Source organism: Actinoplanes sp. 13 (assembly GCF_056134165.1).
In genome coordinates this window covers 125,365-148,542 of the sequence record NZ_JBVYOQ010000011.1, presented here as the reverse complement: position 1 = coordinate 148,542, position 23,178 = coordinate 125,365, and the positions used below count along the sequence as shown (strand labels likewise).

At 70.1% G+C, this 23,178-nt stretch carries 14 protein-coding genes; 5 read left to right on the top strand and 9 right to left on the bottom strand.

Going from position 1 to position 23,178, the window contains the following annotated elements; all coding sequences use genetic code 11:
• Window positions 1–45: 45 nt before the first annotated feature.
• The 3 genes from AC0NH5_RS22435 to AC0NH5_RS22425 form a co-directional block, all read right to left on the bottom strand.
• Window positions 46–762: a PP2C family protein-serine/threonine phosphatase gene (locus AC0NH5_RS22435; RefSeq protein ID WP_474406950.1), complete on the bottom strand. Its 717-nt coding sequence runs from the start codon at window positions 760–762 to the stop codon at window positions 46–48.
• An 870-nt stretch (window positions 763–1,632) separates the two neighbouring features.
• A complete protein-coding gene (locus tag AC0NH5_RS22430; protein WP_474406948.1) occupies window positions 1,633–2,358 on the bottom strand; it encodes an alpha/beta hydrolase in 726 nt (241 codons plus the stop codon).
• 159 nt (window positions 2,359–2,517) lie between these two features.
• Window positions 2,518–2,712, bottom strand: a complete 195-nt coding sequence (locus tag AC0NH5_RS22425; protein ID WP_474406946.1) for a hypothetical protein — start codon at window positions 2,710–2,712, stop codon at window positions 2,518–2,520.
• Window positions 2,713–3,144: 432 nt separating this feature from the next.
• On the opposite strand from AC0NH5_RS22425, the gene AC0NH5_RS22420 reads away from it, so the two are divergent.
• Window positions 3,145–10,230: an SDR family NAD(P)-dependent oxidoreductase gene (locus AC0NH5_RS22420; RefSeq protein WP_474406944.1), complete on the top strand. Its 7,086-nt coding sequence runs from the start codon at window positions 3,145–3,147 to the stop codon at window positions 10,228–10,230.
• A gap of 18 nt (window positions 10,231–10,248) precedes the next feature.
• On the opposite strand, the gene AC0NH5_RS22415 is transcribed toward AC0NH5_RS22420, so the two are convergent.
• The 3 genes from AC0NH5_RS22415 to AC0NH5_RS22405 form a co-directional block, all read right to left on the bottom strand.
• Window positions 10,249–11,721, bottom strand: a complete 1,473-nt coding sequence (locus AC0NH5_RS22415) for a family 43 glycosylhydrolase (protein WP_474406941.1) — start codon at window positions 11,719–11,721, stop codon at window positions 10,249–10,251.
• Window positions 11,722–11,910: 189 nt separating this feature from the next.
• Entirely contained in the window at window positions 11,911–14,163 is a 2,253-nt protein-coding gene (locus AC0NH5_RS22410; protein WP_474406938.1) for a discoidin domain-containing protein, read from the bottom strand.
• Window positions 14,164–14,457: 294 nt separating this feature from the next.
• Entirely contained in the window at window positions 14,458–15,687 is a 1,230-nt protein-coding gene (locus AC0NH5_RS22405; RefSeq protein ID WP_474406936.1) for a glycosyl hydrolase, read from the bottom strand.
• Window positions 15,688–16,055: 368 nt separating this feature from the next.
• Between AC0NH5_RS22405 and AC0NH5_RS22400 the strand changes: the two genes are divergently transcribed.
• Window positions 16,056–18,122: an Ig-like domain-containing protein gene (locus tag AC0NH5_RS22400; protein ID WP_474406935.1), complete on the top strand. Its 2,067-nt coding sequence runs from the start codon at window positions 16,056–16,058 to the stop codon at window positions 18,120–18,122.
• Between the two features lie 75 nt (window positions 18,123–18,197).
• Here the strand turns inward: AC0NH5_RS22400 and AC0NH5_RS22395 are convergent, their stop codons facing one another.
• The 3 genes from AC0NH5_RS22395 to AC0NH5_RS22385 form a co-directional block, all read right to left on the bottom strand.
• Window positions 18,198–18,644 (bottom strand): iron chaperone, encoded by a 447-nt coding sequence (locus tag AC0NH5_RS22395; RefSeq protein WP_474406932.1) that lies wholly within the window; start codon window positions 18,642–18,644, stop codon window positions 18,198–18,200.
• Window positions 18,645–18,766: 122 nt separating this feature from the next.
• A complete protein-coding gene (locus AC0NH5_RS22390; RefSeq protein WP_474406930.1) occupies window positions 18,767–19,825 on the bottom strand; it encodes a calcium-binding protein in 1,059 nt (352 codons plus the stop codon).
• A 171-nt stretch (window positions 19,826–19,996) separates the two neighbouring features.
• A complete protein-coding gene (locus tag AC0NH5_RS22385) occupies window positions 19,997–20,578 on the bottom strand; it encodes a DUF6928 family protein (RefSeq protein ID WP_474406929.1) in 582 nt (193 codons plus the stop codon).
• Between the two features lie 50 nt (window positions 20,579–20,628).
• Between AC0NH5_RS22385 and AC0NH5_RS22380 the strand changes: the two genes are divergently transcribed.
• The 3 genes from AC0NH5_RS22380 to AC0NH5_RS22370 all read left to right on the top strand — a co-directional run bounded on the left by AC0NH5_RS22380 (window position 20,629) and on the right by AC0NH5_RS22370 (window position 23,161).
• Window positions 20,629–20,946, top strand: coding sequence for a MazG nucleotide pyrophosphohydrolase domain-containing protein (locus tag AC0NH5_RS22380; RefSeq protein WP_474406927.1), 318 nt, complete (start codon window positions 20,629–20,631; stop codon window positions 20,944–20,946).
• 95 nt (window positions 20,947–21,041) lie between these two features.
• Complete coding sequence (locus AC0NH5_RS22375) at window positions 21,042–21,710, top strand: N-terminal phage integrase SAM-like domain-containing protein (RefSeq protein WP_474406925.1); 669 nt, start codon at window positions 21,042–21,044, stop codon at window positions 21,708–21,710.
• Window positions 21,711–22,285: 575 nt separating this feature from the next.
• Complete coding sequence (locus tag AC0NH5_RS22370; protein WP_474406923.1) at window positions 22,286–23,161, top strand: hypothetical protein; 876 nt, start codon at window positions 22,286–22,288, stop codon at window positions 23,159–23,161.
• The last annotated feature ends 17 nt before the right edge of the window (window positions 23,162–23,178 follow it).

Here is a 23,178-nt window from a genome sequence, read left to right as displayed (position 1 = left end):
GAGGCCGTAGCGGCGATCGCATCCCCTACGGCACGTTTTGCGGAGTCAGGTCTGTCGCTCACTCGGCGCCAAGTCGCGGTCGGTCCGGCTGGCCCGGTGCGGGTCGGCGCCGGCAGCGGTGGACCTGGTCTCGCCGTGACCGCCGTGCCAGTCGAGGACCAGCAGGCAGGCGTCGTCGGGCAGCACGGGGCCGGCGACCTGCAGGACCATGTCACCGAGAACCCGGACGACCTCGCGGGGATGCAGCGGGATCAGCTCCCGCAGCCGCGCGGGCAGGTCGAGTACGGCGGCGCCGTGTTCCAGCATGCCGTCGGTGAGCAGGACGAGGCGGTCGCCCGGCTCCAGCTGGAACTGGACCGCCCGGTACGGCTTGTCGGGCAGCACCCCGAGCGGCCGGTTGGCCGGCAACGCCACGGGTCCAACGGTCCCGGCGCGAACCAGCAGGGGTGCGGGGTGCCCGGCATTGACGACGTCGAGGACCCCGGTCGACAGGTCGAGGCGGCCGAGGAGGCCGGTGGCGAACGGCGACCCGGCCGGGGTGTTGTCACGGATCGCCCGGTTCGCGGCCATTGCCTGTTCGAGAAGCGTCGCGCCGCGACGGCGGGCGTTGCGCAGCGCGCTGACACACAGGGTGGCGGTGAGCGCCACCAGGAACGACACCCACAGCGCGCCGAGTTGCGCCCCGATGGTGCGGGCCACCGCGTGCACCGCGTCGACCGGGGCGGCTTTCTCCACCGCGAGCAGCACATCGTCGAGATCCATCCGGCTCCTCGCGCTCTCGGTCACGCGACGCAGCATAGGCGCGAATCCGTGCCCTTACCCCCGAGCGGTGTCCCGGACCGGAACCACGCACCTGGCCGGACCCGCGGACCAAGCCGTACGCGTTCATGACGAGGGCCCCGGCGCGTGAAGCGCCGGGGCCCAGGGTTACGGGTTGAATACACCATCTACCGGCGGTTTCGCCGGATTGCCTTTTCCGCACCTACCGCCGTCGGCGGTTCAGGGTGCGAGGATCGCATAAGCGTGACCGGAGACCACCTCACGTTCGATGGAGACTGCGGTGTCCGCCACGGACCAGAAGCACGTCCTGTCGGCGGGCGATCCAACGGTGCTCGGCCCTCCCTTTCCTCTGCTTCCATTTCCTCCTGCCGGTGTCGGAGCCCCACGCAACTTCATGGCCCCGCACACGTGCGGCAGGCTTGCCACACAAACTTCTGCTTCATCAGGCAGAGCCCCGAAACTGCTTCAGCCCTGTCCGCGTTTGCCCTGACCTGGAATTACGTCAAGGTCTTGTCCTGCCTTGCTTCTTGCGGTCCTGCATCAGGGGGAGCCCCAAACCTGCCTCAGCCCCACCCGCATCTGCCCTGACCTGGAGAAACGTCAAGGTCTTGTGGTGCACCTGCGTGCGGTGATGCCTTTCCACCGCTCGGCCGAGCGAGCCACGAACATTCCGGGCCCTGCTTTGACGCTCGGTTCTGAATCGTCTGCGTCTTCAACGATCTCTGTTGTCAACGAGAGGAACACTAACTGGCTACCGCCAGAATGTCTAGTCGCCTCAACCCAGATTTTCTCGGCGATGTCACCGAGACTCCGGTACGCATCGACGCAGCACCCGAGGATGCGGCGTCCCGGTCAGGCGTCATCCGCCCGAACCCGCAACCACGCCGCGGCGCGCCGCACGACGTCGTCCGGCACCTCGTGACCGCCACGGAACTCCTCGTAGGTGACGTCGTATCCGAGCTTGCGCAACCACGGGACCAGGCGGCGGCTGCAGCGGTCGATCGGCAGCACCCGGTCGCCGTCACCGTGCGAGACGAACACCCGTGGCGCGCCGTGCGTCACCATCGGGGCGGCGAAGCCGGGCGAGAACGCCAGGATGCTGTCGAAAAGGTCGCCGTTGGTCAGCCCGAGCGACAACGCGTACGAGGCGCCGTCCGAGAAGCCACCGATGCTCATCCGGTCGACCGGACAGGCGCCGAGCACCTCGGACAGCACCCGATCGAGGTGCCGCACGTCCGGGCCGAAGCCGGCGGAGATGACGTCCCAGGTCGTACCGGCCGACTCGGGCGCCACCAGCAACAGGCGCAGGCTCCGCGCCACCGGCAGCATCAGCTCCAGGCCCTGCCGCGCCGTACCGCCGGCGCCGTGCAGCAGAACCATCAGACGGTACGGCCCGGCGTCGTCCGGCTCCGGCACGTACGTCAGGGCCGGCGGCCTGCCGCCGGACTCCGTGACGTGCCCCGGCCCGGCCGGGCCGGCACGCTGCGTCACACCGCCGAGGCGGACACTCAGCCGCCCGTGCCCGGAACCCTCCTCGGGCTCGCTGCGCGCGCGCCCCGGTTCCTCGTTGATCGGCATGAGCCCCTCCCGGAATCCGGAACGCCGGTCAGCCCGGCGTCAGCAGTCTCTGCACGTCGGTGAAGGTGTCTGTGCTCATGGCGGCGGGATACCCCCGGCTCGGCGTCCCATTCCGGCATTGCTCGCGCCGGAGCGAGGCCGAAGCCGGCGGAGGTGACGTCAGCCGGTGATCGGCAGTGTGGGTGGCGCCGTGCCCCATCCCGCCTGGCGACATGTGCGCAGGAGGTCGGCCGCCGCGGCCCGCCACGCCTCGTCACCGTCGTCGGCGCTGCGCCCCATCGTCACGGCAGGCTGACCGATCGCTGCGCTGTCGCTGCGCCACGCCAGCCGCTCCACCGTGTCGGCCAACTGCAACCGCGCCGGCGTGTCAGCGGCTCGCCGCCAACCCGCATGGAATTCCGCGCACGCCTGACGGCCGTCCGCGTCCAGCCCCGCCGTGGATCCTCGGCGCGAATCGGCCGCCGGCGAGGGCCGTTGGTCACAGCCGGCCACCCCTGGCGCCGGCAGGGTCAGCACGAAGGCGGCGATACCGCGACGCCACCAGCAACCAGTCATCATGCCCATGGCCCCGCCATACCCATCGACCAGGCTCGCGGAAGCCGGTGAGCTGCGGAATCACCCGGTCGAGCAGGGCTTGCCGGACCGGTCCCGCCGCCACGTCCGTGCGGGCGCGTCAGGAATGAGAACTGCCGCTCCGTTGTATCGATGCTCGAGAACAGTCGGAGCAGAACGCCCGGCCCGGATCTTGCCGGTGAGCGGCTTGCGACGGTCTGGGATCGTGTGCCGGTGCCTGAATCTCTTGTGGAGTCGCTGCGTCTCCACGCCACCCGGCAACCCACCCGCACCGCTCTGACCTGCGGCGATCGCGAGCTCACCTTCGCTGGGCTGGAGAAACGGACCCGGGAGTTCGCGGCGGGACTGGCCGCGCTGGGTGTGGGGCGCGGCGAGCGGGTGCTGATCTGCCTTCCGGCCGGCATCGACGCCGTCGTCGCGGTGCTCGGCACGGTGCGGGCCGCGGCGGTCGGCGTACCCGTGAATCCGCGCTCGACCACCGCCGAGCTGGATCAGTATGCCGGGGACTGCACCCCGCGCCTGGTCGTGACCGGCGACAACGTCGCCGAGATCCACGCGGCCGGGGCGGGCGGGGCCGGCGCCCGGGACGATCTCGGCCCGGATGAGGACGCGTGGATCCACTACACGTCCGGGTCGACCGGACGGCCCAAGGGCGTGGTCTCCAGCCAGGCGAGCTGGCTCTGGACGGTGCGCCGGTCGTTGATCGATCATCTCGGCATCAGCGCTGCGGACCGGCTGCTCTGGCCGCTGCCGTTGTTCCACGCGCTCGGGCACGCCCGCTGCGTGCTAGGCGTCGCGGTGATCGGGGCGAGCGCCACGATCCTCGACCACGCGAGTGACGACGAGCTGATCGCGGCGTTGGAGAGCACCGCGCCGACGGTTCTCACCGGGGTACCGACCGTCTATCACCGGTTGCTGGCCGCGCTGGGCGACCGCCGGCTGGAGGTGCCCAGCCTGCGGATGTGTGTCACCGGTGGAGCGCCCTGCCCGCCGCGGTTGCGCGCCTCGGTGCGGGCCCTGCTGGGTGCGCCGCTGGTCAACAGCTACGGGAGCACGGAGACCTGCGGGGCGATTGCCCTGGAGACCCCAGGGGGCGAGCCGGTCGCGGAGGGCTCGGTCGGGCGGGCGATCCGGGACGTACGCGTCGTGGATCCCGCCACCGGCGCCGCTCTGCCGCCCGGCCGTGAGGGCGAGGTACAGATCGGCGGCCCGGCCCTGATGAAGGGCTACCTCGGTCTGCCGGAGGCCACCGCCGAGGTGCTGGCCGACGGCTGGTACCGCACCGGTGATCTGGGCCGCCTCGACGGCGATCAACTGGTACTGACCGGCCGGGCCCGGGACCTGATCATCCGGGGCGGCGCCAACGTGCACCCGGCCGAGATCGAGAAGGTGCTGCTCGAGCTGCCCGGTGTGGCCGACGTGGCGGTCGCCGGCCGGCCGCATCACCGGCTCGGGCAGGTGGCGGTCGGCTATGTGGTGCCGTCCGGGCCGGGTGTGGAAGCGGCGGCCCTGCTCGCGGCCGCCCGGCGGCGGATGTCGGCGGCGAAGGCGCCTGACGAGATCCAGATCGTGACGGCCATCCCGCGTACCCCGTCGGGCAAGGTGTTGCGCGACGAGCTGGGAGCGTCGCAGGAACCCGACGACCCGATCGTGATCGTGGCCATGGCCTGCCGGTACCCCGGCGGTGTCCGCTCACCGGAGGACCTCTGGGCGATGGTGGACGGCGAGGTCGACGCGATGAGCCCGTTCCCGGCGGACCGCGGCTGGCCGGCGGACCTGCACGACCCCGACCCGGACCGGGCCCGGCACACCTATGTGCGCGGCGGTGGCTTCCTCGACGGGGTGACCGACTTCGACCCGGCGCCGTTCGGCATCGGCGCCACCGAGGCGGTGGGGATGGACCCGCAGCATCGGCTCCTGCTGGAGACATCCTGGGAGCTGTGGGAACGGGCCGGCATCGATCCCGGCACGGTGCGCGGCAGCGACACCGGAACCTACGTCGGTCTGATGTACCGGGATTACGTCGGCCTGATGTACCGCGACGGCGCCGGCCAGGCCGGGGATCCGTCCGCAGAGTTGGAGGGCCATCTCGTTCTCGGTTCGGCCGGCAGCGTGGCCTCCGGGCGGATCAACTACACGTTCGGGCTCACCGGGCCCGCGGTCACCGTCGACACCGCCTGCTCATCCTCGCTGGTCGCTCTGCACTGGGCGGCGCGGGCGCTGCGGGCCGGCGAGTGTTCGATGGCGATCGCCGGCGGCGTGACCGTGATGTCCACACCGGATCCGTTCGTCGTGTTCAGCCGGTTGCGCGGGCTCGCCCCGGACGGCCGGGTCAAGGCCTTCTCGACCAGCGCCGACGGCACCGCCTGGGGTGAGGGCGCCGGGCTTCTGCTGCTGGAACGGCTGTCCGACGCCCGCCGGCACGGCCACCCGGTGCTCGCCGTGCTGCGCGGCACCGCGATCGGCTCGGACGGCGCCTCCAACGGGCTTGCCGCGCCGCACGGTCCTGCCCAGCAGCGGGTGATCCGGGCCGCCCTGGCCGACGCGGGGTTGCGGCCCAGCGACGTGGACGCGGTCGAGGCGCACGGCACCGGCACCCCGCTCGGCGACCCGATCGAGGCTCAGGCGCTGCTCGCCACGTACGGCCGGGATCGTCCGGCCGGGCAGCCGCTGTGGCTCGGAACGGTCAAGTCGAACATCGGGCACAGCCAGGCCGCTGCCGGCGTCGCCGGTGTGATCAAGATGGTGGAGGCGCTGCGCCACGGCCGGTTGCCGCGCACCCTGAACGTCGAGCGCCCCAGCGAGCACGTGGACTGGACCGCCGGTGACGTCCGGCTGCTGACCGAGGCGCGGCCGTGGCCCGAGACCGGGCGCGCGGGCCGGGCCGCGGTGTCGTCGTTCGGCATCTCCGGCACGAACGCCCACGTCATCGTGGAACAGGCTCCGCCGGCCGAGGATCTGCCCGAGCCGGAGAACCGGCCCGGGGTGCCGCTGCTGCTGTCGGCGGCGGACGGCGCCGCGCTGGCCAACCGTGCCGGGCAACTGGCCGGGCAGGACGGACTGTCGGCGGCCGCGGTCGGCGCCGGGCGGGCCGCACAGCGGCACCGGGCCGCGTTGCTGGGCGGGCCCGCCGCGTGGCCGGGCGCTCTCGCCGCCCTCGCCGCCGGGCACGGTCATCCCGGTCTGGTGATCGGCGACGGTCGCCCGCCCGGCAAGGTCGCGTTCCTGTTCCCGGGGCAGGGCGCCCAGCGCGCCGGCATGCGCGACCTGCTCCCGCACGAGGTCTTCCGCACAGCCTTCGACCAGGTCATGACCGCTCTGGGAAACCCGGTTCCGCCGGGCGCCGACCCCGACCGCACCGAGTACGCCCAACCGCTCCTGTTCGCCTACGGGGTGGCGTCGGCCCGGCTGCTGGAGTCGTGGGGGATCGTGCCGGACGTGGTCGCCGGGCACTCGATCGGCGAACTGGCCGCGGCGCACGTGGCCGGCATTCTTACGCTCGAGGACGCCGCGACCCTGGTGGCGGCGCGAGCACGGCTGATGGGCACGCTTCCGGACGGCGGCGCGATGGCCGCGGTGGAGGCAACCGAGGCGGAGGTACGACCGGAGCTTCGTCCCGGAGCCGGCATCGCGGCGGTCAACGGTCCCCGGTCGGTGGTGGTCTCCGGCGACGAGGCCGTCGTGGCGGCGCTCGCCGCGTCATTGCGGAACCGTGGTCACCGCACCACGATGCTGCGGGTCAGCCACGCCTTCCACTCCGCGCACATGGATCCGGTGCTCGGCGCTTTCGAGGAGGTCGCGGCCGGGGTCACCTATCGTCCCGCGCGGATCCCGGTGGTCAGCACCCGCACCGGGCGCCCCGCCACGGGCGACGACCTGCGCTCGGCACGCTACTGGGTGCGGCAGCTGCGCGAACCGGTGCGGTTCGGTGATGCCGTCCGTGAGCTGCCGGAGCTGGTCGTCGAGCTGGGGCCGGGCCGCACGCTGGCGCCGATGACACCTCAGGGCACGATCCCCGCCTCGCTGGACGGCGCGGCGACTCTCTGGGCGCGCGGGGTGGCGGTGGACCGGGCGGCGCTGCTCGGCCGGCCCGACCCGCTACGGGTGGCCGCCCTGCCGACCTATCCGTTCCAGCGCCGCCGCTTCTGGCTCGGCGGCGGAGCAGCGGATCAGCGGCCGGCGGCCCTGCTGGACACGATGACGGCGGTGCCCGGCACCGGGCGGCACGTGGCGACCCGGCGGTTGTCCCCGGCCGCGCAACCGTGGCTGGCCGACCACACGGTCGGCGGGGAGGTGCTGGTTCCCGGCGCGTTCCTCGCCGAGATGGCGATCGCCTTCGGCGCGTGGGCCGGGGTGCCGGTGGTGACCGAACTCGTCATCGGCCGCCCGCTCGTCCTCGCCGGCGACGACGTGGATCTCCAGCTGGTCCTGGGCGAGCCGGCGGTGGACGGCGGCCGAACCCTGTTGATCCAGGCCCGCGAGGGTACGGAGTGGACACCGCACGCTTCAGGGCGGTGCGCCCCGGACGTCGTGCCGCCGCAGCCCGAACCGGATCCGAAGCCGGAGACGTCGCAGTGGCCGCCGCCCGGGGCCGAGCCGGTCGACCTGACCGGGTTCTACGACGGCAGCGGTTACGGGCCCGCGTTCCGAGGCGTGACCGCTGCCTGGCGGGCGGGCGACGAGGTCTTCGCGGAGGTGCGGCTGCCCGCCGCGGCCGGTAAGACCCCGGACCCGCACCCGGCGCTGCTCGACGCGGCCCTGCACCCGGCGCGGCTGCTGGCCTCCCACGATCCCGCGCCGCGGGTGCCGTTCGTGTGGTCCGGGATCCGTCGCCACAGCACGGCTGGTGCGGCCCGGGTGCGGATCCGGTCGTTGGGCACGGACCGCATCCAGGTGCGGCTGACCACCCAGAACGATCAGCCGGTGCTGGACATCGGGGAGCTGACGCTGCGCGCGCTGCCGCAATCCCTGTACCGGGTCTCGGTCGTCCCGGTGCCGGTGGGCGACCCCGTCGCGGATCCGGTCGTGCTGGACGCGTCGCTGCCCGAGCCGGAACGGCCGGAGGACGTACGCGAGCAGTTCTGGACCGTGGCCGAGCGGCTCCGCGACCGGGTGGACGGGACCGCACGGGTGGTCGTCACCACGGGCTCGCCGGCGATCGCCGGACTGGTGCGGGTGGCCGCCGCCGAATATCCCGGGCAGGTCGGCCTGGTCGAGACCGACGACACGGACGAGTCCCGCCGGGTGCTGCCCGAGGCGGTTCGTGCGGCGGCCACCGAGCCCGAGATCCGGGTCACCGCCGGCGTGCTGGGCGTTCCCCGGCTGACCCGGGCACAGGTGCGGTCCGGCGCTGTCGCCGGGTTCGGGGCCGGGACCGTCCTCATCACCGGCGGCACCGGAGCGCTGGGCCGGGTGCTGGCACGGCATCTGGTCACCGCGCACGGGGTGCGTCACCTGATGCTGGTGAGCCGGCGTGGTGACGACGCCGGGATCGCCGGCGAGCTGACGGCGGCCGGGGCGGCGGTGACCGTGCGGGCGGCCGATGTGAGCGACCGCGCCCAGGTGGCGGCGCTGCTGGCGGCGGCCGACCCGCCGGTGACGGCCGTGGTGCACGCGGCCGGTGTCATCGACGACGGCCCGATCGCCACGCTCACCCGGGGCCGGGCCGACGCCGTGCTGCGCTCCAAGGTGGACGGAGCTTGGCATCTCGACGTGCTGGGCGGCGAGCTTGCCGCGTTCGTGCTGTGCTCGTCGGCGTCCGGGCTGGTCGGCAACCCCGGTCAGAGTGCCTACGCGGCGGGTAACGCGTACCTGGATGATCTTGCTCGTCGCCGTCGGCGGGCCGGTCGTCCGGCGCTCTCGCTCGCCTGGGGCCCGCTCGCGCTGGACGGCGGCATGCCCGTCGGCCGGTCCCGGTTGCGGCCGATGACACCGGCCGAGGTGACCGCGGCGTTCGACGCGGCGCTGCGTGGCGACGACCCGGTGCTTGCGCCGATCGTGCTGGACCAGGCGGAGGCCGCGGTGACGCCGCCGAGCCGGTCGCGGCCGATGCCCGCGGTGGCCGAAGGACTGCACGGGCTCGCCGGGGCCGAGCTGGTGACGGCACTGGAGGAGTTGCTGCGTGCCGAGGTGGCCGGTGAGCTGGGGCACGCGGACCCGGCGATGGTGGACGTGCGCGGCGCGTTCACGGATCAAGGGCTGGACTCGGTCAGCTCGATCCAGCTGCGGACCCGGCTGGTCGCGGCCACCGGGGTGGCGATGCCGGCCACCGTGGTCTTCGACCACCCGACCCCGGCGGCCCTGGCGCGATGGATCGCCGAACGGCTGGCGGACGGGTCCGGGGTGCCCCCGGTGCACCTGCCCGCGGCTGAACCACCAACCCCGCCCACATCAACCCCGCCCACATCAACCCCGCCCACGCCGGCCCCGCCCACGCCGGCCCCGCCCACGCCGGCTCCGTCTCGCACGCCTGCTGCCGCGGGTGGAGAGGGGGGCGACAGCCTGGTGGCGATGTTCTCCGCGATCGCGGGCGACGGTCAGCACTGCCTGGCGGTGAACCTGCTGATCAGCGCCTCCGCGCTGCCGATCGCGGGCCGGGAGCGCGCACCCGTGGAACCGGTGTCGCTGACGGATCATCCGGAGGGACCGCTGCTGATCTGCCTGCCGTCGTTCGGCCCGGCCGGCGCCGCCGAGTTCCTCGCCTTCGCGCGTGCTGCCGGGCAGGCGGTGACCGTGCTGCCGCTCCCCGGCTTCGACGGCCGCCACCGGATCCCGGAGTCCTTCGACGACCTGCTCGACCGGCTCATCGAAGCGGCCGCCGGCGCTGCTGGTGACCGGCCCTACGTGCTGATCGGCCGATCCAGCGGCGGCCAGATCGCGCAGGCGATGACCGAGCGCCTCGAGGCGCTGGGCAGCAAGGGGCCGGCCGGGGTGATCCTGCTCGACACCTATGAGACGGACCTCGGCATGCTCACCGAGGACTGGCTCGCCTCGCTCGTGGTCACCGGGCTGGACCGGGTGCTCGGCCGGGTCGGGCCGGACGCCGCCCGGACCGCGCTGCTCACCACGGGTTCCTATCTGCGGTTGGTCCGCGGCCGGCGCCCCGGCCCGCTGGCGACGCCGAGCCTGCTGGTCGCCGCGGGTGAGCCGGTGCCCGGGATGCCCGCCGACTGGCGGACGTCACGGTCGGTGCCGCACGAGCGGGCCGAGGTGCCGGGCGATCATTTCAGCATGCTGGACCGGTACGCCGCCGGGACCGCGGCCGCGGTCGGCCGATGGGTGGGTGATCGAGGGCTCTGAAGCGGGCCGGGCCGAACCTCACGACGCCGTGACCGCGACGTTGTCGAAGGCGGCCGCGGCGTTGTAGACGCGTAGCCCGGACGAGCCCGCACCGTACGTACCATCCATGACTGTGATCTTGGGGTTGGTCATGTCGTTGACGAACACCTTGAGCGACGTGCCCACCGCCTCGACGCGCAGGTGGTGTCGGATGCCCGGGGTGACGGGTATCGGCGCGGCGCCCAGCCTGGTCCAGTTGTTGTTCGCCTTGCCGAGGATGACCTGGCCCACCGGAGTGATGCCCGCGTAATAGCCGCGGTAACTGTCGGTGCCGACAGCGGGAGAGGTGGCCCGGAAGACCAGGCCGGCGTCGCCGCTGCCGGAGGTGACGGTGACGTGGGCGTCGTAGACGGCGTTCGCGTGGTTGTCGGTCAGCAGAGACTTGCCGCCGTACGAGTGCTGGGCCCGGTACTGCCCACCGGCGGCGGTCCACGAGCCGCCGTACGTCTTCCAGCCGACCGCGTTGCCGTCGTCGAAGTTGTCCTTGACGAGCATCTTGACCCGCTGGATGGTGCCGTCGGCGGCGAAGTTCATCCGGTCGTACGCCAGGTAGCGGGCATTGCCGTCGGTCTCGCCCAGCGGCCGGCGGTGATAGAAGGTGTACCAGGTGTCGGTGCCCGGGATGTTGAGGACCGAGTTGTGGCCCGCGCCCCGGGCGACCGCCGCGTCCTGCGCCAGGATCTTGTCGAGGCGCCGGAACGGGCCGGTCGGCGAGTTCGACATGGCGTACGCGACGGAGTAGTCCGGACCGGTCCAGCCACCCTCGGACCACATCAGGTAATAGATGCCGTTGCGCTTGAGCATCTGCGGGCCCTCGACGTACCCGGCGGGCGTGATCTCCTTGAAGACGGTGCCGTCGGCGAAGGTGCCCAAACTCGTCATGTCGCTGTTCAGCCGGGCGACGTTGGCATGGCCGTGGCCGCCGTAATAGATGTACGCCTGACCGTCGTCGTCGATGAACACATCCTGGTCGATCGGTTGCGCGCCGTTGACGAACCGGTCGATCAGCGGCCGTCCGATGGCGTCCACGTACGGCCCCTCGGGGCGATCCGCGACGGCGACGCCGATGCCGCCGAGCTCCGCGTTGCTCTGGATGTCGTTCGCCGCGAAGTACAGGTAGTACCTGCCGTTGCGCTGGATCGGCGCGGGCGCCCACACCGCGTACTTCGCCCAGGCGACGTTCGCGGTGGTCAGCACGTTGGGATGCTTGGTCCACGTGACCAGGTCGGCGGAGGAGAAGGCGTCCAGGTAGGTCTGCTCGGCGTAACTGCGCGACGCGGTGGGGAAGATCCAGTAGCGGTCGTTGTAGATCGCCACGTCGGGGTCCGCGTACCGCCCGTCGACGAACGGGTTGCCTGCCTCGGCGGTGGTATAGGTGGGCGGTGCCGCGAAGGCCGGCACGGCGAGCAGGGCCACCAGGGCCGCGGCGATCACGTTCACGATCTCCCCCATCGACATCATTGGATGGAACGATGAGGTTTGTTTACTGGTGCGGTGACTGACCGTCAAGCATTTGCATTGATCATCGCTAACTTTCGCCTCTGGTGACAAAAGTCCGCACAGCAAAGCGGCCACCGGTGCGGGTAGCACCGGTGGCCGCCGGACTCACATCGTCATCGCGTCGGCGTCACGCCGTGAGACTCAGGGGTAGGCCACGACCTGGCGCGGGGTGGTGTTGCCGGCCGGGTTGGGGACGGCGCCGCCGGTGTCGTTGACGACGTTGGCGATCGTGCCGACGTCGCCGAGCGAGACGGTCAGGATGCTGCGCAGCCGGACGCCGGGCCGGTTCGGCACCTCGAAGGCCCGGTCCACCCGGACGCTCGGGTTGACGTTGAAGTAGGCGTACGAACCGCCACCCCAGAGCTCGTGGTCGGTGACGTTGTCAGCGACCTTGTAGGCGGCGTAGCCGTTGCCGCGGGGACCGATCCAGGCCGCCTGGTTGGGCACGTCGTACGGCTTCTCGTTCTGGAAGAAGATCGTCCGTCCGCGGTTGCCGTTCCAGATCACCTCGTACTTCTGGTAGTGCTCGACGAACAAGCCGGTGGCGAGGACGTCGTCGCCGTTCACGATCAGGCCGGTGTCACCGGTGTTGACCGTCCAGCCGGTGGGCGCACCGCCGTGGTCGGCCCGCCAGGCCCAGATGTGGTCGATGATCGTGTCATCGCTGTGCACGGCGAGGGTGGTGGTGGCCTTGCCCTGGACGCTGCTGCCGATCCGGAAGAAGACGTCCTGCAGGCTGATCGGGTTCGCGGAGTGGTCGGTGTGGACACCGGCCCGCCCGACGCTCATCAGCGTGGGGCTGTTGGTCGTACCGGCGTCGAAGGTCAGGCCGCTGACCTTGACACCGTCGACGTCGGCGATGTTCAGCGCCTCGACGCCGTTGTTCGGGATCAGGGTCGGGAAGCCGATGCCGGTCACCACGGTGTTGGGGCGGGTGACCCGGATCGTCTCGTTGAGCGAGTAGGTGCCCGGGGTGAAGAACAGGTTCAGGCCCTGGGCGAGCGCGGAGTTGATCCGGGCGGCGCTGTCACTCGGCTTGGCGACGTAGAACTCGCGCATCGGGATCGAGGTTCCGGCGGCGTTCGGCCAGCTGGCGCCCGCGGAGTTGCGCCGCAGAGCGGGCACGAAGACACGGTAGTCGCCGGCGCTGTCGACGTAGAGGTACGGCTTCTCCCGCGTGACCGGAGTGGTCGCCAGGGTGGTGTGCGGCGGGTTCGGGAACGCGTTGGCCGGGGCGCCCTGGACGCCGGAGTAGACCATGTTCCAGACGCCGCCGTCCCAGCGGGCTATCCGGCTGTCACGGGTGTACCACTGCTGCTGGGAGCCCGAGGAGACGACACCGTCGACCACGGAGTCGGCCAGGTAACCGCCGCTGGAGTACCCCTGCCCGTTGTCCTGGTTGGACGGCGCCAGGGTCAGGTTGCCCTTGATGTGCACCCGGCGCATCGGGGCGGCCTGCGAAACGGCCCAGCGGTTGGTGCCGCCCTCGGGCACGATCGACAGGTTCTCCATGCTGCGCCAGAAGTTCTGGGTCGCGTTGGACTCGTCGCCGAAGTTCCAGCCGGAGTCGACGTTCACCGCGCCGTTGATCGTCACGTCGTCGGGGTTGAGGCCGAGACCGGCGATCGTGGTGTAGAAGCCGACGTTGGCCCACACTCGGCCATATGTGCCGGGCTTGAAGAGGAACACGTGGCGCTGGGAGCCGAACTGCGCGGTCGAACTGCGCAGCTGCGCGTTGAACGCCTGGTCCACCGCCGTCTGGATGGTCGACGCCGGCGTACCCGGCTCGAAGACCCGCACGTTCGGGCCCAGGTCGGGCCGGTCGGAGGTCGGGAGCGTCGGAGACGGAGTGGTCGGGGTCGGCGACGGACCAGTGCCGCTGCCGAAGACCTGGAACTCCCAGAGCGAGTAGCCGTACGGGGTGGCCCGGGTGGTGCCGTTCATCCGCACGTACCGGCCGCTGCCGGAGACGTTGAGGGTCTGAACGCCGGCCCGGCCCGTCGTGGTCGGGGTGATGTTCGTCCAGCTGGTGCCGTTCGCGGAGGTCTGGATGGTGAAGGCCGAGGCGTACGCCGCCTCCCAGTTCAGCACGACCTGGCTGATCGACTGGGTGCTGCCCAGGTCGACCTGCAACCACTGCGGGTCGGCGAACGTGCTGGACCAGCGGGTGCCGGCGTTGCCGTCGACCGCGGCGGACGCGGCGAAGGCGGCGCTCTCGACGGACGAGGCGGTGGCCGGCTTGCCCTGCGACAGCGGGATGTCCGCGGCGCTGGCGTTGCTGGTGACCGAGGCGACGGTGAGGCCGAGCGCTGTGGCGAGGACGCCACTGAGCACGACTCGCCCGCGGCGCCTGCGTTTCTGCGGTGATGGGGAAGTCAGGTATGGGGGTGTCATGTTCCTGCCTGTTCGGACGGGTTGCCGCGCGTCCATGGGGGACGGACGTGCGACTGATCGGGGGGAGAGAAAGCAGCACAGCCGAGAGAGCGCTCTCTTTGCATTGTTACTTCGCTGTTGCGGCGCGTCAATATTCCGGCAACAAAAGATCCAGAGAGCGCGCTGACCACGCCCTTCGGCCGCTTTCACGTCTGTCGGTATTGGATTTACCTGAACAAATTCGGGGAAGCGCTTCCCGGAAAACTGTTATCGCGTTCGTTAGGTCCGGTTGGCCCGAATTCAGCTCCGCGCCCGTCAGCTGCCGGCGGACCGGTAGGCCTTCCCCGCCTCGGTGGGCGTGGTGGCGTCGCGGTACAGGCCGTAGTCGACCGAGTCGCCGACCGCCGGCAGCGAGAACCAGGCATATCGCTCCACGTACGGCGCGGCCTCCATCTGGGCGGTGGAGCTCCTGATGAACCGGGTGATCTGCTCGGTGTTCGGGAACTTCGGGGTGCCCGTGAAGTTCATCAGGCCGTACTCGGTGACCCAGATCGGCAGCTTGTAGCGGTCGTGCACCGCCTTGACATAACCCATGAACTGGCCGGCCGCGGCGTCGCTGAAGTCGGAGCCGTACCAGTGCAGGGTGATGAAATCGACCCGCAGGCCGCGCTGCTTCGCGCCGGTCATGAAGCGGTCCAGCCAGCCGCCCGGAGTGTCCCCGCCGAACGCCACCGCCGGGCTGCCCAGACGCATGCCGGTGGCCTGCAGCTGCGGCCACAGATCGAGCGCCTGCTCCACCGTCATCTCGGCCTGGCCGGGCAGATCCGGCTCGTTGAAGCCCAGCAGCGTACGGCCCTCAGTCTTGACCTTGGCCAGGTTCGCCGCCGTGACGACGTTCTCGTCCCAGATCATCGGCACGAACTCGGCATCGGCCGGCATGCTGTCGTTGTCGGTGCCCCAGTTGTAGTACCACTTGGCGCCGACATCGTCGACCGCGCCGGACAGGCCAGGGAACTGCCAGGTGCTGACGCCCTTCTTCACGCCGGCGGCCGGCGCGGTCGTCGGTGTGGTGGGCGCGGGAACCGCCGCTCCCGGTAGCTGCCACAGCTGATTGCCGGCGCCGGTGCACGTCCAGATCTGCAGCCGCGTACCGGCGGCGTCCAGACACTTGCCGGAGCCGGTGTTGACGAGCTGGCCGTCACGCGCCGCCCACTTCTGCGCACCGGTGCCGTTGCAGTCGTAGAGCTGCACCTTGGCTCCGTCGGCATGCGATGCCGCCGCGACGTCGAGGCACTTGCCGAGAGCCTGGACACGTTCACCGTCGACGGTCCAGCGCTGCGCGGCGGTGTCGTTGCAGTCCCAGAGCTGCACGGCCGTACCGTTCGCCGGGTCGGCCCCGGCCACGTCGACACACTTGCCGCCGAAACCCTTGATGGCGCCACTCTCGGCGGCCATGGCGGAGGTGATGCCCGCGACTCCGAGGGCGGTGACCACGGTGCTGGTGAGTGCGACGGCCAGAATCCGCCGCCGTTTCGATACTGCCATGAGAGCGAAGTTATCGATGCCGGAGTCCGCGGGAGATGGGCCGCCGGTTACTTAACCAGGGCCTAAGAAGAACGGTCCGGTCGGCCGATTCTGATTCCGCAACCACAGAAGTGTTATTCATTCTCGTCCCGGCAGCGGGTCCCTGCCGCCGCGAGGGGCCCGCCCGGGACTACCTGCGGCGGCGAAGATCGATACCATGCGAACCTCATCCATGTCATCAATGGCTACGGGGGCCATCGTTGCGTGCACTATCGCTAGGTCTTGCCGCCCTTCTCCTGGGCGGCGCCGTCACAAGTTCGGCCACACCGGCCGCCGCCGCGCCGAGCGCGCTCCACTTCAACGTCGGTCTCGTTCCGGGAACGGATCCGTTGGCCCTGTTCAAGGGGCTGGGGCTCGACCTGCACGGAACTCCGGAGTGGATTCCGGGACTGCGGGCGGTCCGCGCCGGCTTCGAATACGACGACTTCAACGCGCTGATGGACAAGCTGGAGAAGCCGCACCCGGCCATCCGCTACGTGAAGCGGGAAGCCATCGTCGATCTGGACGAGTCGGAGCGGAACGGCCTGACCGGCCGTGAGCTGCAGACCGTTCAGATGCCTCAGGGAAAGTCCGGCACCGAACCGGTCACGGTGGCTGTCCTCGACACCGGCGTCACGGCGAACCGTGATCTGCCGAAGGACCGGCTCGTGCCCGGCCACGACGCCACCCGGATGCCGTTCGTCGGTCTCGAGGATCTGCCGCTCGGCGGCAGCACCGAGGACACGGCCGGGTACGGGACGATGGCGGCCGGCATCATCGCCGGCGACTCGGGTGCGTGCCCGACCTGCCGGATCATGCCGGTCACGATCGCCCATGAGTATCAGGGCGAAGTCATCGCGCTCTCCGCGAGCCTCGCGGCGGGCATCGTCTGGGCGGCCGACCACGGCGCCGACATCATCACGACCGCGGGCGCCGTCGACTCGGAGTCCGAGTTGATCCAGGAGGCGGTCGAGCACGCCGCGAAGAAAGACGTGCTGATCATCGCGTCGGCCGGCAAGAACGTCTACAACGGCCGGTCCGTCCGCCCGGCGTCCATCGAGCCGGTGCTGGCGGTCAGCGCCGTCGACACCTCCGGCCGGGTCACCGGACGTTACAGCAGCGACCACCCGGGCGACCGGTGGATCGACGTGGCCGCGGCCGAGGGCGCACCCGCGGTGAACCACCTCGGCCAGACCTCCCAGCTGGACGGGGTGGAGGGCGCCACCGCCGTGGTCGCCGGCACCGCCGCTCTGGCCCTCTCCTCGAACCCCGGGGCGACCGCCGCCCAGGTGCGCGAGGCGATCGTGGAGACCACGGTCGCCGGGGAGCTGCCGGTGCTGAACGCGGCCCGGGCCGTGTACCAGGTGGCCGGCAACGACACCGCGGCGCCGCAGATCACCGCGACCGGCCTCACCGCCGATCAGCTGATCTCCAAGCCGATCGACGTCCGCCCGACCGTCACCGACGACTACGGCATCGCGCTGGTCGAGATGACAGCCGGTGGCAAGACGGTCGCGGCCGGCAAGCCGTGGGAGACCCTGCGGCTCACGCCGCCGGCCGGGTTCACCGGCGACCTCGCCGTTTCGCTGAAGGTCACCGACGTCGCGGGCAAGACCACCGAGGCGACCACGGTCGTCAAGGTGGACACGACCGGCCCGGCCGGCAGCTTCGTCTCCCCGGCGGCCGGCACGCACGTCCGGGGCGCGGCGAAGGTCGTGTTCCGCAGCGCCGACACCGCCTCCGCCAAGGTCAACGGTGTGGTGATGAAGCAGGCCGGCGGCGACTGGACGGCCACGGTCGTCCCGAACCGCGGCACCCTCACGATCGAGGCAGTGGACGCGCTGGGCAACCTCAGCCGCTTCGACCGGACCGTGGTCGCCGACAACGACGGTCCGACCGCAACCGTGCTCAACCCGAAGCAGAACACGCGGGTGCGCGGCACGTTCACGACGTCGCTCAGCGGTGTGCGGGACGCCTCCGGTGTCGCGAAGGCCGAGCTGTGGGCGAACGGCAAATACCTCGGCACCGGCTCGGCGAAGAACGTCAGCACCGGTAAGGCGAACGGCAACGTCACGCTGACCTGGAGGTTGACCGACAAGCTCGGCAACACCCGCGCCTACACCCGCACGGTGATCGCCGACAACAAGGCGCCGTCCGTGTCGATCACGAAGGCGCCGAAGCACAAGGCGAAGGTCAAGGGCACGGTCAAGGTCTCGGTGAAGGCGGTGGACGCCGCCGGCGTCGCGCGGGTCGAGCTCCTCGTGAACGGCAAGGTGGTCGCCACCGACAAGACCGCCGGGTACGTGCTGAGCGTCAACACCGGCAAGCAGAAGAAGACGATGAAGGTGCAGGTCCGGGCGTACGACAAGCTCGGTAACGTCATCACCACGGCTACCCGCACCTGGTACCGGAAGTAGCAGCGGCCCGGCCCCGGGCGATGTGCCGGCTGTTCAGGCGCACCGCCCGGGGCTGATCCGAGGACCGCAGCATGCTCAACCCACGGCTTTCCTCAGCAACGACCTGATCATCGCCTCTGCCTCGTCGCTCAGCTCCGTCAGCGCGAACGACGTCGCCCACAGGCCGCGGGACTCGTCGAGTTTCGCCTCCGCCGAGAAGCCGAACGTCGAGTAGCGCTCCTTGTCCCCCTGACCGCTGCGGAAGAAGCAGACCACCTTCCCGCCCAGGGCGTAGGCCGGCTGGCTGTACCACAGCTTCGGCGCCAGCTCCGGAACGGTCTCCTTGATGATCGCGTGCAGGCGCTCTGCCACCCCGCGGTCCGGTGGCGCCATCTCGGCTATCTTCGCCAGCACGTCCTTCTCGTCGGCAGCCGCCTTGTCCGCGCTCTTCGCCCGGCGTGCCTGCGACCGCACCTCCGCCGCCCGGTCCTTGACCGCGGCGCGCTCGGTCGCGGAGAGGCCATCCTTGCTGAGTTTGCTCACTGGAGTCGCCCTTCGTCGTCGACAGCGTCTCCGATCAAGCTAACGGCGACGCCGCCGCCCTCCTTCTCCATTCCTGATCAGTCCAAGTCCGTCGCTCATGGATTCACACTGTCCGCGGAGGATCACCAGGGCTGGAACGTCTCGCAGGAGGCCAGGGTGACGGTCTCGTACCGGCCGTGGCACACGTCGTTGTCCGCGCCGCCGTCGAGGAAGCCGACACCGTAGTAGACGTAGAGGACGTCGTCGCCCGCCTCGCCGTAGAGCTTGTTGTCACCCTCATTGCCGTACAGGTCGTCGTTGCCGCCGCCACCGAGGATCGCGTCGTTGCCGGCGAAGCCCATGATCCAGTTGGCTGCCGCGTTGCCGACGAGGCGGTCGTTGCCCGAGCCGCCGTTGAGGCGTTCCACGTCGGCGCCGACGGTGTCGCGCTCGCCGGCCACGCCGTCGTCGCGGGACACGCCGTTCAGGGAGACGGTGAGAGGCTTCTTGTAGCCCTGGTAGTCGACCAGGTCCCGGCCGGTGCCACCGAGCAGCACGTCGGCGTAGGCCTTGCGGTCGTCGGGGTCGCCGTACAGCTGGTCGTTGCCCGCGCCGGCCTCGATCCGGTCCGCGCCGTACCAGGCCTGAATGAAGTCGTTGCCGTTGCCGCCGTACATCTTGTCGTTGCCGTTGTCGCCGAAGAGGTCGTCGTCGCCGTTGCCACCGTGGATCACGTCGTTGCCGGCACCGTCGGACGCGGTGACGCAGTCGCTGTCGCCGAGGACCCGGTCGTTGCCGTCACCCGCGGAGACGTAGTCGGACCCGTCACCGGCGTAGAGGAGGTCCGCGCCGCCCATGCCGTAGATCTTGTCGTGGCCGGCCGCCGGGTCGCAGAGATCCTCGCCGTGCAGGACATCAGCTTTCGGGCCGCCGACAAGCCTGTCGTTGCCCGGACCGCCGTACGCCACCAACCTGAGATCGCTCTTGTTGACCACCGAGTCGTCCCGGTCGTAAAGCCTGACGACCACCTTGACGGGGGTCTTCTTCGTCTTGCAGCGGACCCGGGTCTTGTCGCCCTTGACCTGCTTGCAGTTCTTGCCGGGCTTGACAGCCACCCGGTCGTCGATGGTGACGGTCCGGCCGGACCGGGTGATCACGACCTTGCTCTTGACCTTGTCGTGGGTCGAGAACGAGACCGTCATGGCGCCCGCGCTCACCCACCCATGGCCCGATGCCGCGGCGGGACCAGCGACGGCCGTGGCAGCAAGGGTGGTCACGGCCGAAAGAAGAAGGGCCGACCAGACTTTCCGTGACATCAAACTGTCCCCCGATTCAGATACGGCTGCATCATAGGGATTCCTCGCATGGCCGGATCAGCCCGGCCACAACCTTCGGCGCTCAGAACCGCACCAGGACGGATGACCTTGCGAAGCGGCGTGGATCGTTAGTTTCATAGGCCCTCGCCACGACTGCAGGCCGTCGATGACGAAGCCGAACAAAGCGCCCAGAGCTGCCTCGCCCAACTCCAAGGGACGCAACGGCAGCGGATACGGATCCTCGTCCTCCCACGCCGGGTCCGGATCGACCGGATGCAGACCGTCCCAGTACCGGCGCTCGAAGTCGAACGGCAGTGCGGAAGGACGCCTGATCACGAGTCTGCGATCGCACAGCAACTCAGCTCCGGGCAGCACCGTGACATGGGTGATGTCGTCGGGTGGACAGGTCACGTCGAGAGTGGAGTCAGCCTTCAACGTCACGTGATACCCCGGAAGCACCTTCCGGACAACCGCTTCAGCCTCTGCCGCATCGGATGGAGTCGCACCCGGCAACGCCGGCCGCAATTCGCCGTCGGTGAAAGCCAGCAGAGCAGTCTTCGGATCAATGCCTGAAGAAGGTAGCTGGTGGCTCGACCGAGAGACTCGGACGGGTGAACCGCACGGATGCCTTCGAGGCACCTGGGCTGATAGCGTCCGCGACGCCCTGACGTCCAACCCGAGGCCGGCCCATGCTCCCGCTGCCCAACGCCGCGACCCTGCCCGAAATCCAGCGCTACGTCGCCGCGATGGAGAAGGAGCGCGGATTCGCCGATCGTGGCGTCATCGACCAGTGCCTGCTCTTGGGCGAGGAGGTCGGAGAACTGTTCAAGGCCGTTCGCAAGTCCGAGCACCTGTCCGTCGACACGACCTCGATCGTCGGCACGGTCGACGAAGAACTCGCCGACATCCTGATCTTGGTGTGTGCGGTGGCCAACCGCTACGGCATCGACCTGAGCGAGGCGCTGCGCCGCAAGGAAGAACACAACGAGCAGCGGGTCTGGTCCTGACTTCCACCCATACGATCCGTACGGGATACGAGCAGGCGAGTAGCGGGAAACAAAAGGCCGTGACCCGCGTTGCCTCAGGTCACGGCCTTTGAGATGTGCGCCCGAAGGGACTCGAACTCAACAGCGGCTGCCCGAAACTACGCCGCCCCGGCGGCTCCTGGAGCACCAACCACGGCACGTGGGGCTACCAACTCGAACTACCTGTCGCAGCCGGGCGCGGACGCCGAGTGCTGCGCCGCAGCGGCTTCGACGACCGCGACACCACCCGCACCGAGCTCGACCACGCCCGATCCCTGCTCGCCCTGGCCGGCGACGACACCGGCCTCGCCGCACAGATCGGCGACCTACTCCAAGCCTGCAAGAACGGCATCCCGCTGCCCGACCGCGACACCGTCGCCGCCCGCGTCCGCGCCGGTGTCCCCGCCACCGTGCCGACCACCACCGGCGAATACCTCACCGAATGGTTGGCCGGACGGCGCGGGCTCTCGCCCAAGACCATCCGCGGGTACGGCGACCACATCCGCTCCTACCTCATCCCGCACCTCGGCGACATCCCGCTGCAAATTCTGCGGACCAGCCACATCCAGACCATGTTCACCGCACTCGACGCCCGCAACGAACAGATCCGCACCGCACGAGCCAGCCCCGACCCACTCGTACGCCTGAAGTTCCGTGGTGTCCGGCCGATGGGCGCATCCAGCATGCGAGGCTGTTCGGCACCCTGCGGGTCGCGCTCAACGACGCCGTTCGCCGCGCCCGATTGATCCCCACCAACCCGGCGCTGGGCATCGAACTCGAAGCCGGCGCCCGACCGAAGGGGTGGCCACAGGCCGACCGCCGTGGTACCGGTCTGGTGGCGCGGCCACCTGACCGGGTGCACGAACGATCACGTGACTCCGCCGAACGGTCAAGTGCTCTGACCAGGCACGGAACGGCTCGGCTCGTTCCGCACCTGACAGCCGGCGCACGGCGGGCTCGTCCGTCTCGCTCGACGCCGCCCGACACGGACCTTTAACGCCCGCATCGGTGCTTCGCCCGGCGGCCGCCAGATTGATGGCGGCGCCGAAGTTGGCATTGTGCGGCTACCAGGCACCGCTTACCGTGAGCGTCGGGACCGCGGTCCGTCCGCATCCCAATCTTCGACAACTGAGCCTCGCGCTCGCCGCTCTCTCGCGGAGCCCACTTTCACGGCCACTTCGGTCAAGGGCTGATGATCCCGCTCGCGGCCTTTTCTCTCTCCTTTCACGACGTCTCGTCTTCATGGACGGATCGCTCGTCTCGCGTACCCGTGCGCTGCCACGCCGGTGGCCGGCGCTGTACCCGTCGCGAGAGGAAAGCAGTGACCACGGATCTCATCACGGCATGGCTGGCCAAGAACTTCCCGCTTCGGCACCTTCTGTGCGCCGAGATCGGGACCGCCCTGTGCGGCCGCATCCCCATTCCGGTCGACGTCGACGACAAGTCGTTCTTCGGCGACCTCATGGAGCTTGCCATCGGTTTGTCGCTCTGTGATCAACCGCCCTACACGCACTTGTTCGACATTCTCGGCGAAGAGCGGACCGCCAGGTTGCTGCCTCTGGCGGGCTATCACAGGACCAGCGCACCCGCTGCAAGCCTAGGTTCGTGGCAGCGCGACGGAAGGACGGCCGAGCCCGCCAAGTTCTTCCTTGCTGCGTATCGCCTGGCTCAGGTCATGGAGTTCATGAATCCGCGTTCTGGTGCGCGGCCGAAGCCCGATGCCGTTGCGCGCCATCTCCGGCAACACCCAGACGCATTGCCTCACCACGGCAGCGAGACAGTTTTTGAATGGCGGGCGTTCGCCGACCTGTGGGCCAGCTACAGCAACGCCTTCCGCACGGCGCTCAGCTCGTACGGGAAAGCGAGGGCGCATGTGGCGTTGCTCGGCGGTCTTCGGTGCGCCGATTTTCTCCTCGGCACCACGGTGCTGGAGGTCAAGAGCGGACGGCTGGACATAGCCGACTACCGCATGCAACTGGTCGATCAAATGATCAGCTACAGCCTGCTCGCCCATCACGACGGATACCCGGTGACTCACGTCGCTGCCTACGGCGTCCGCTACCAGCGCCTGATGCGCTTTCCGATCAGGCCGCTACTCAACCACCTGGCCGGCGACCTCATCGACATGGACAAGCTCAGCGCAGAGCTCGCCGCGTTGATCCGAGACCTCCGAGGCAAGCGAACGGCTTGGAACTGACTGCGCACGGCAAGGCC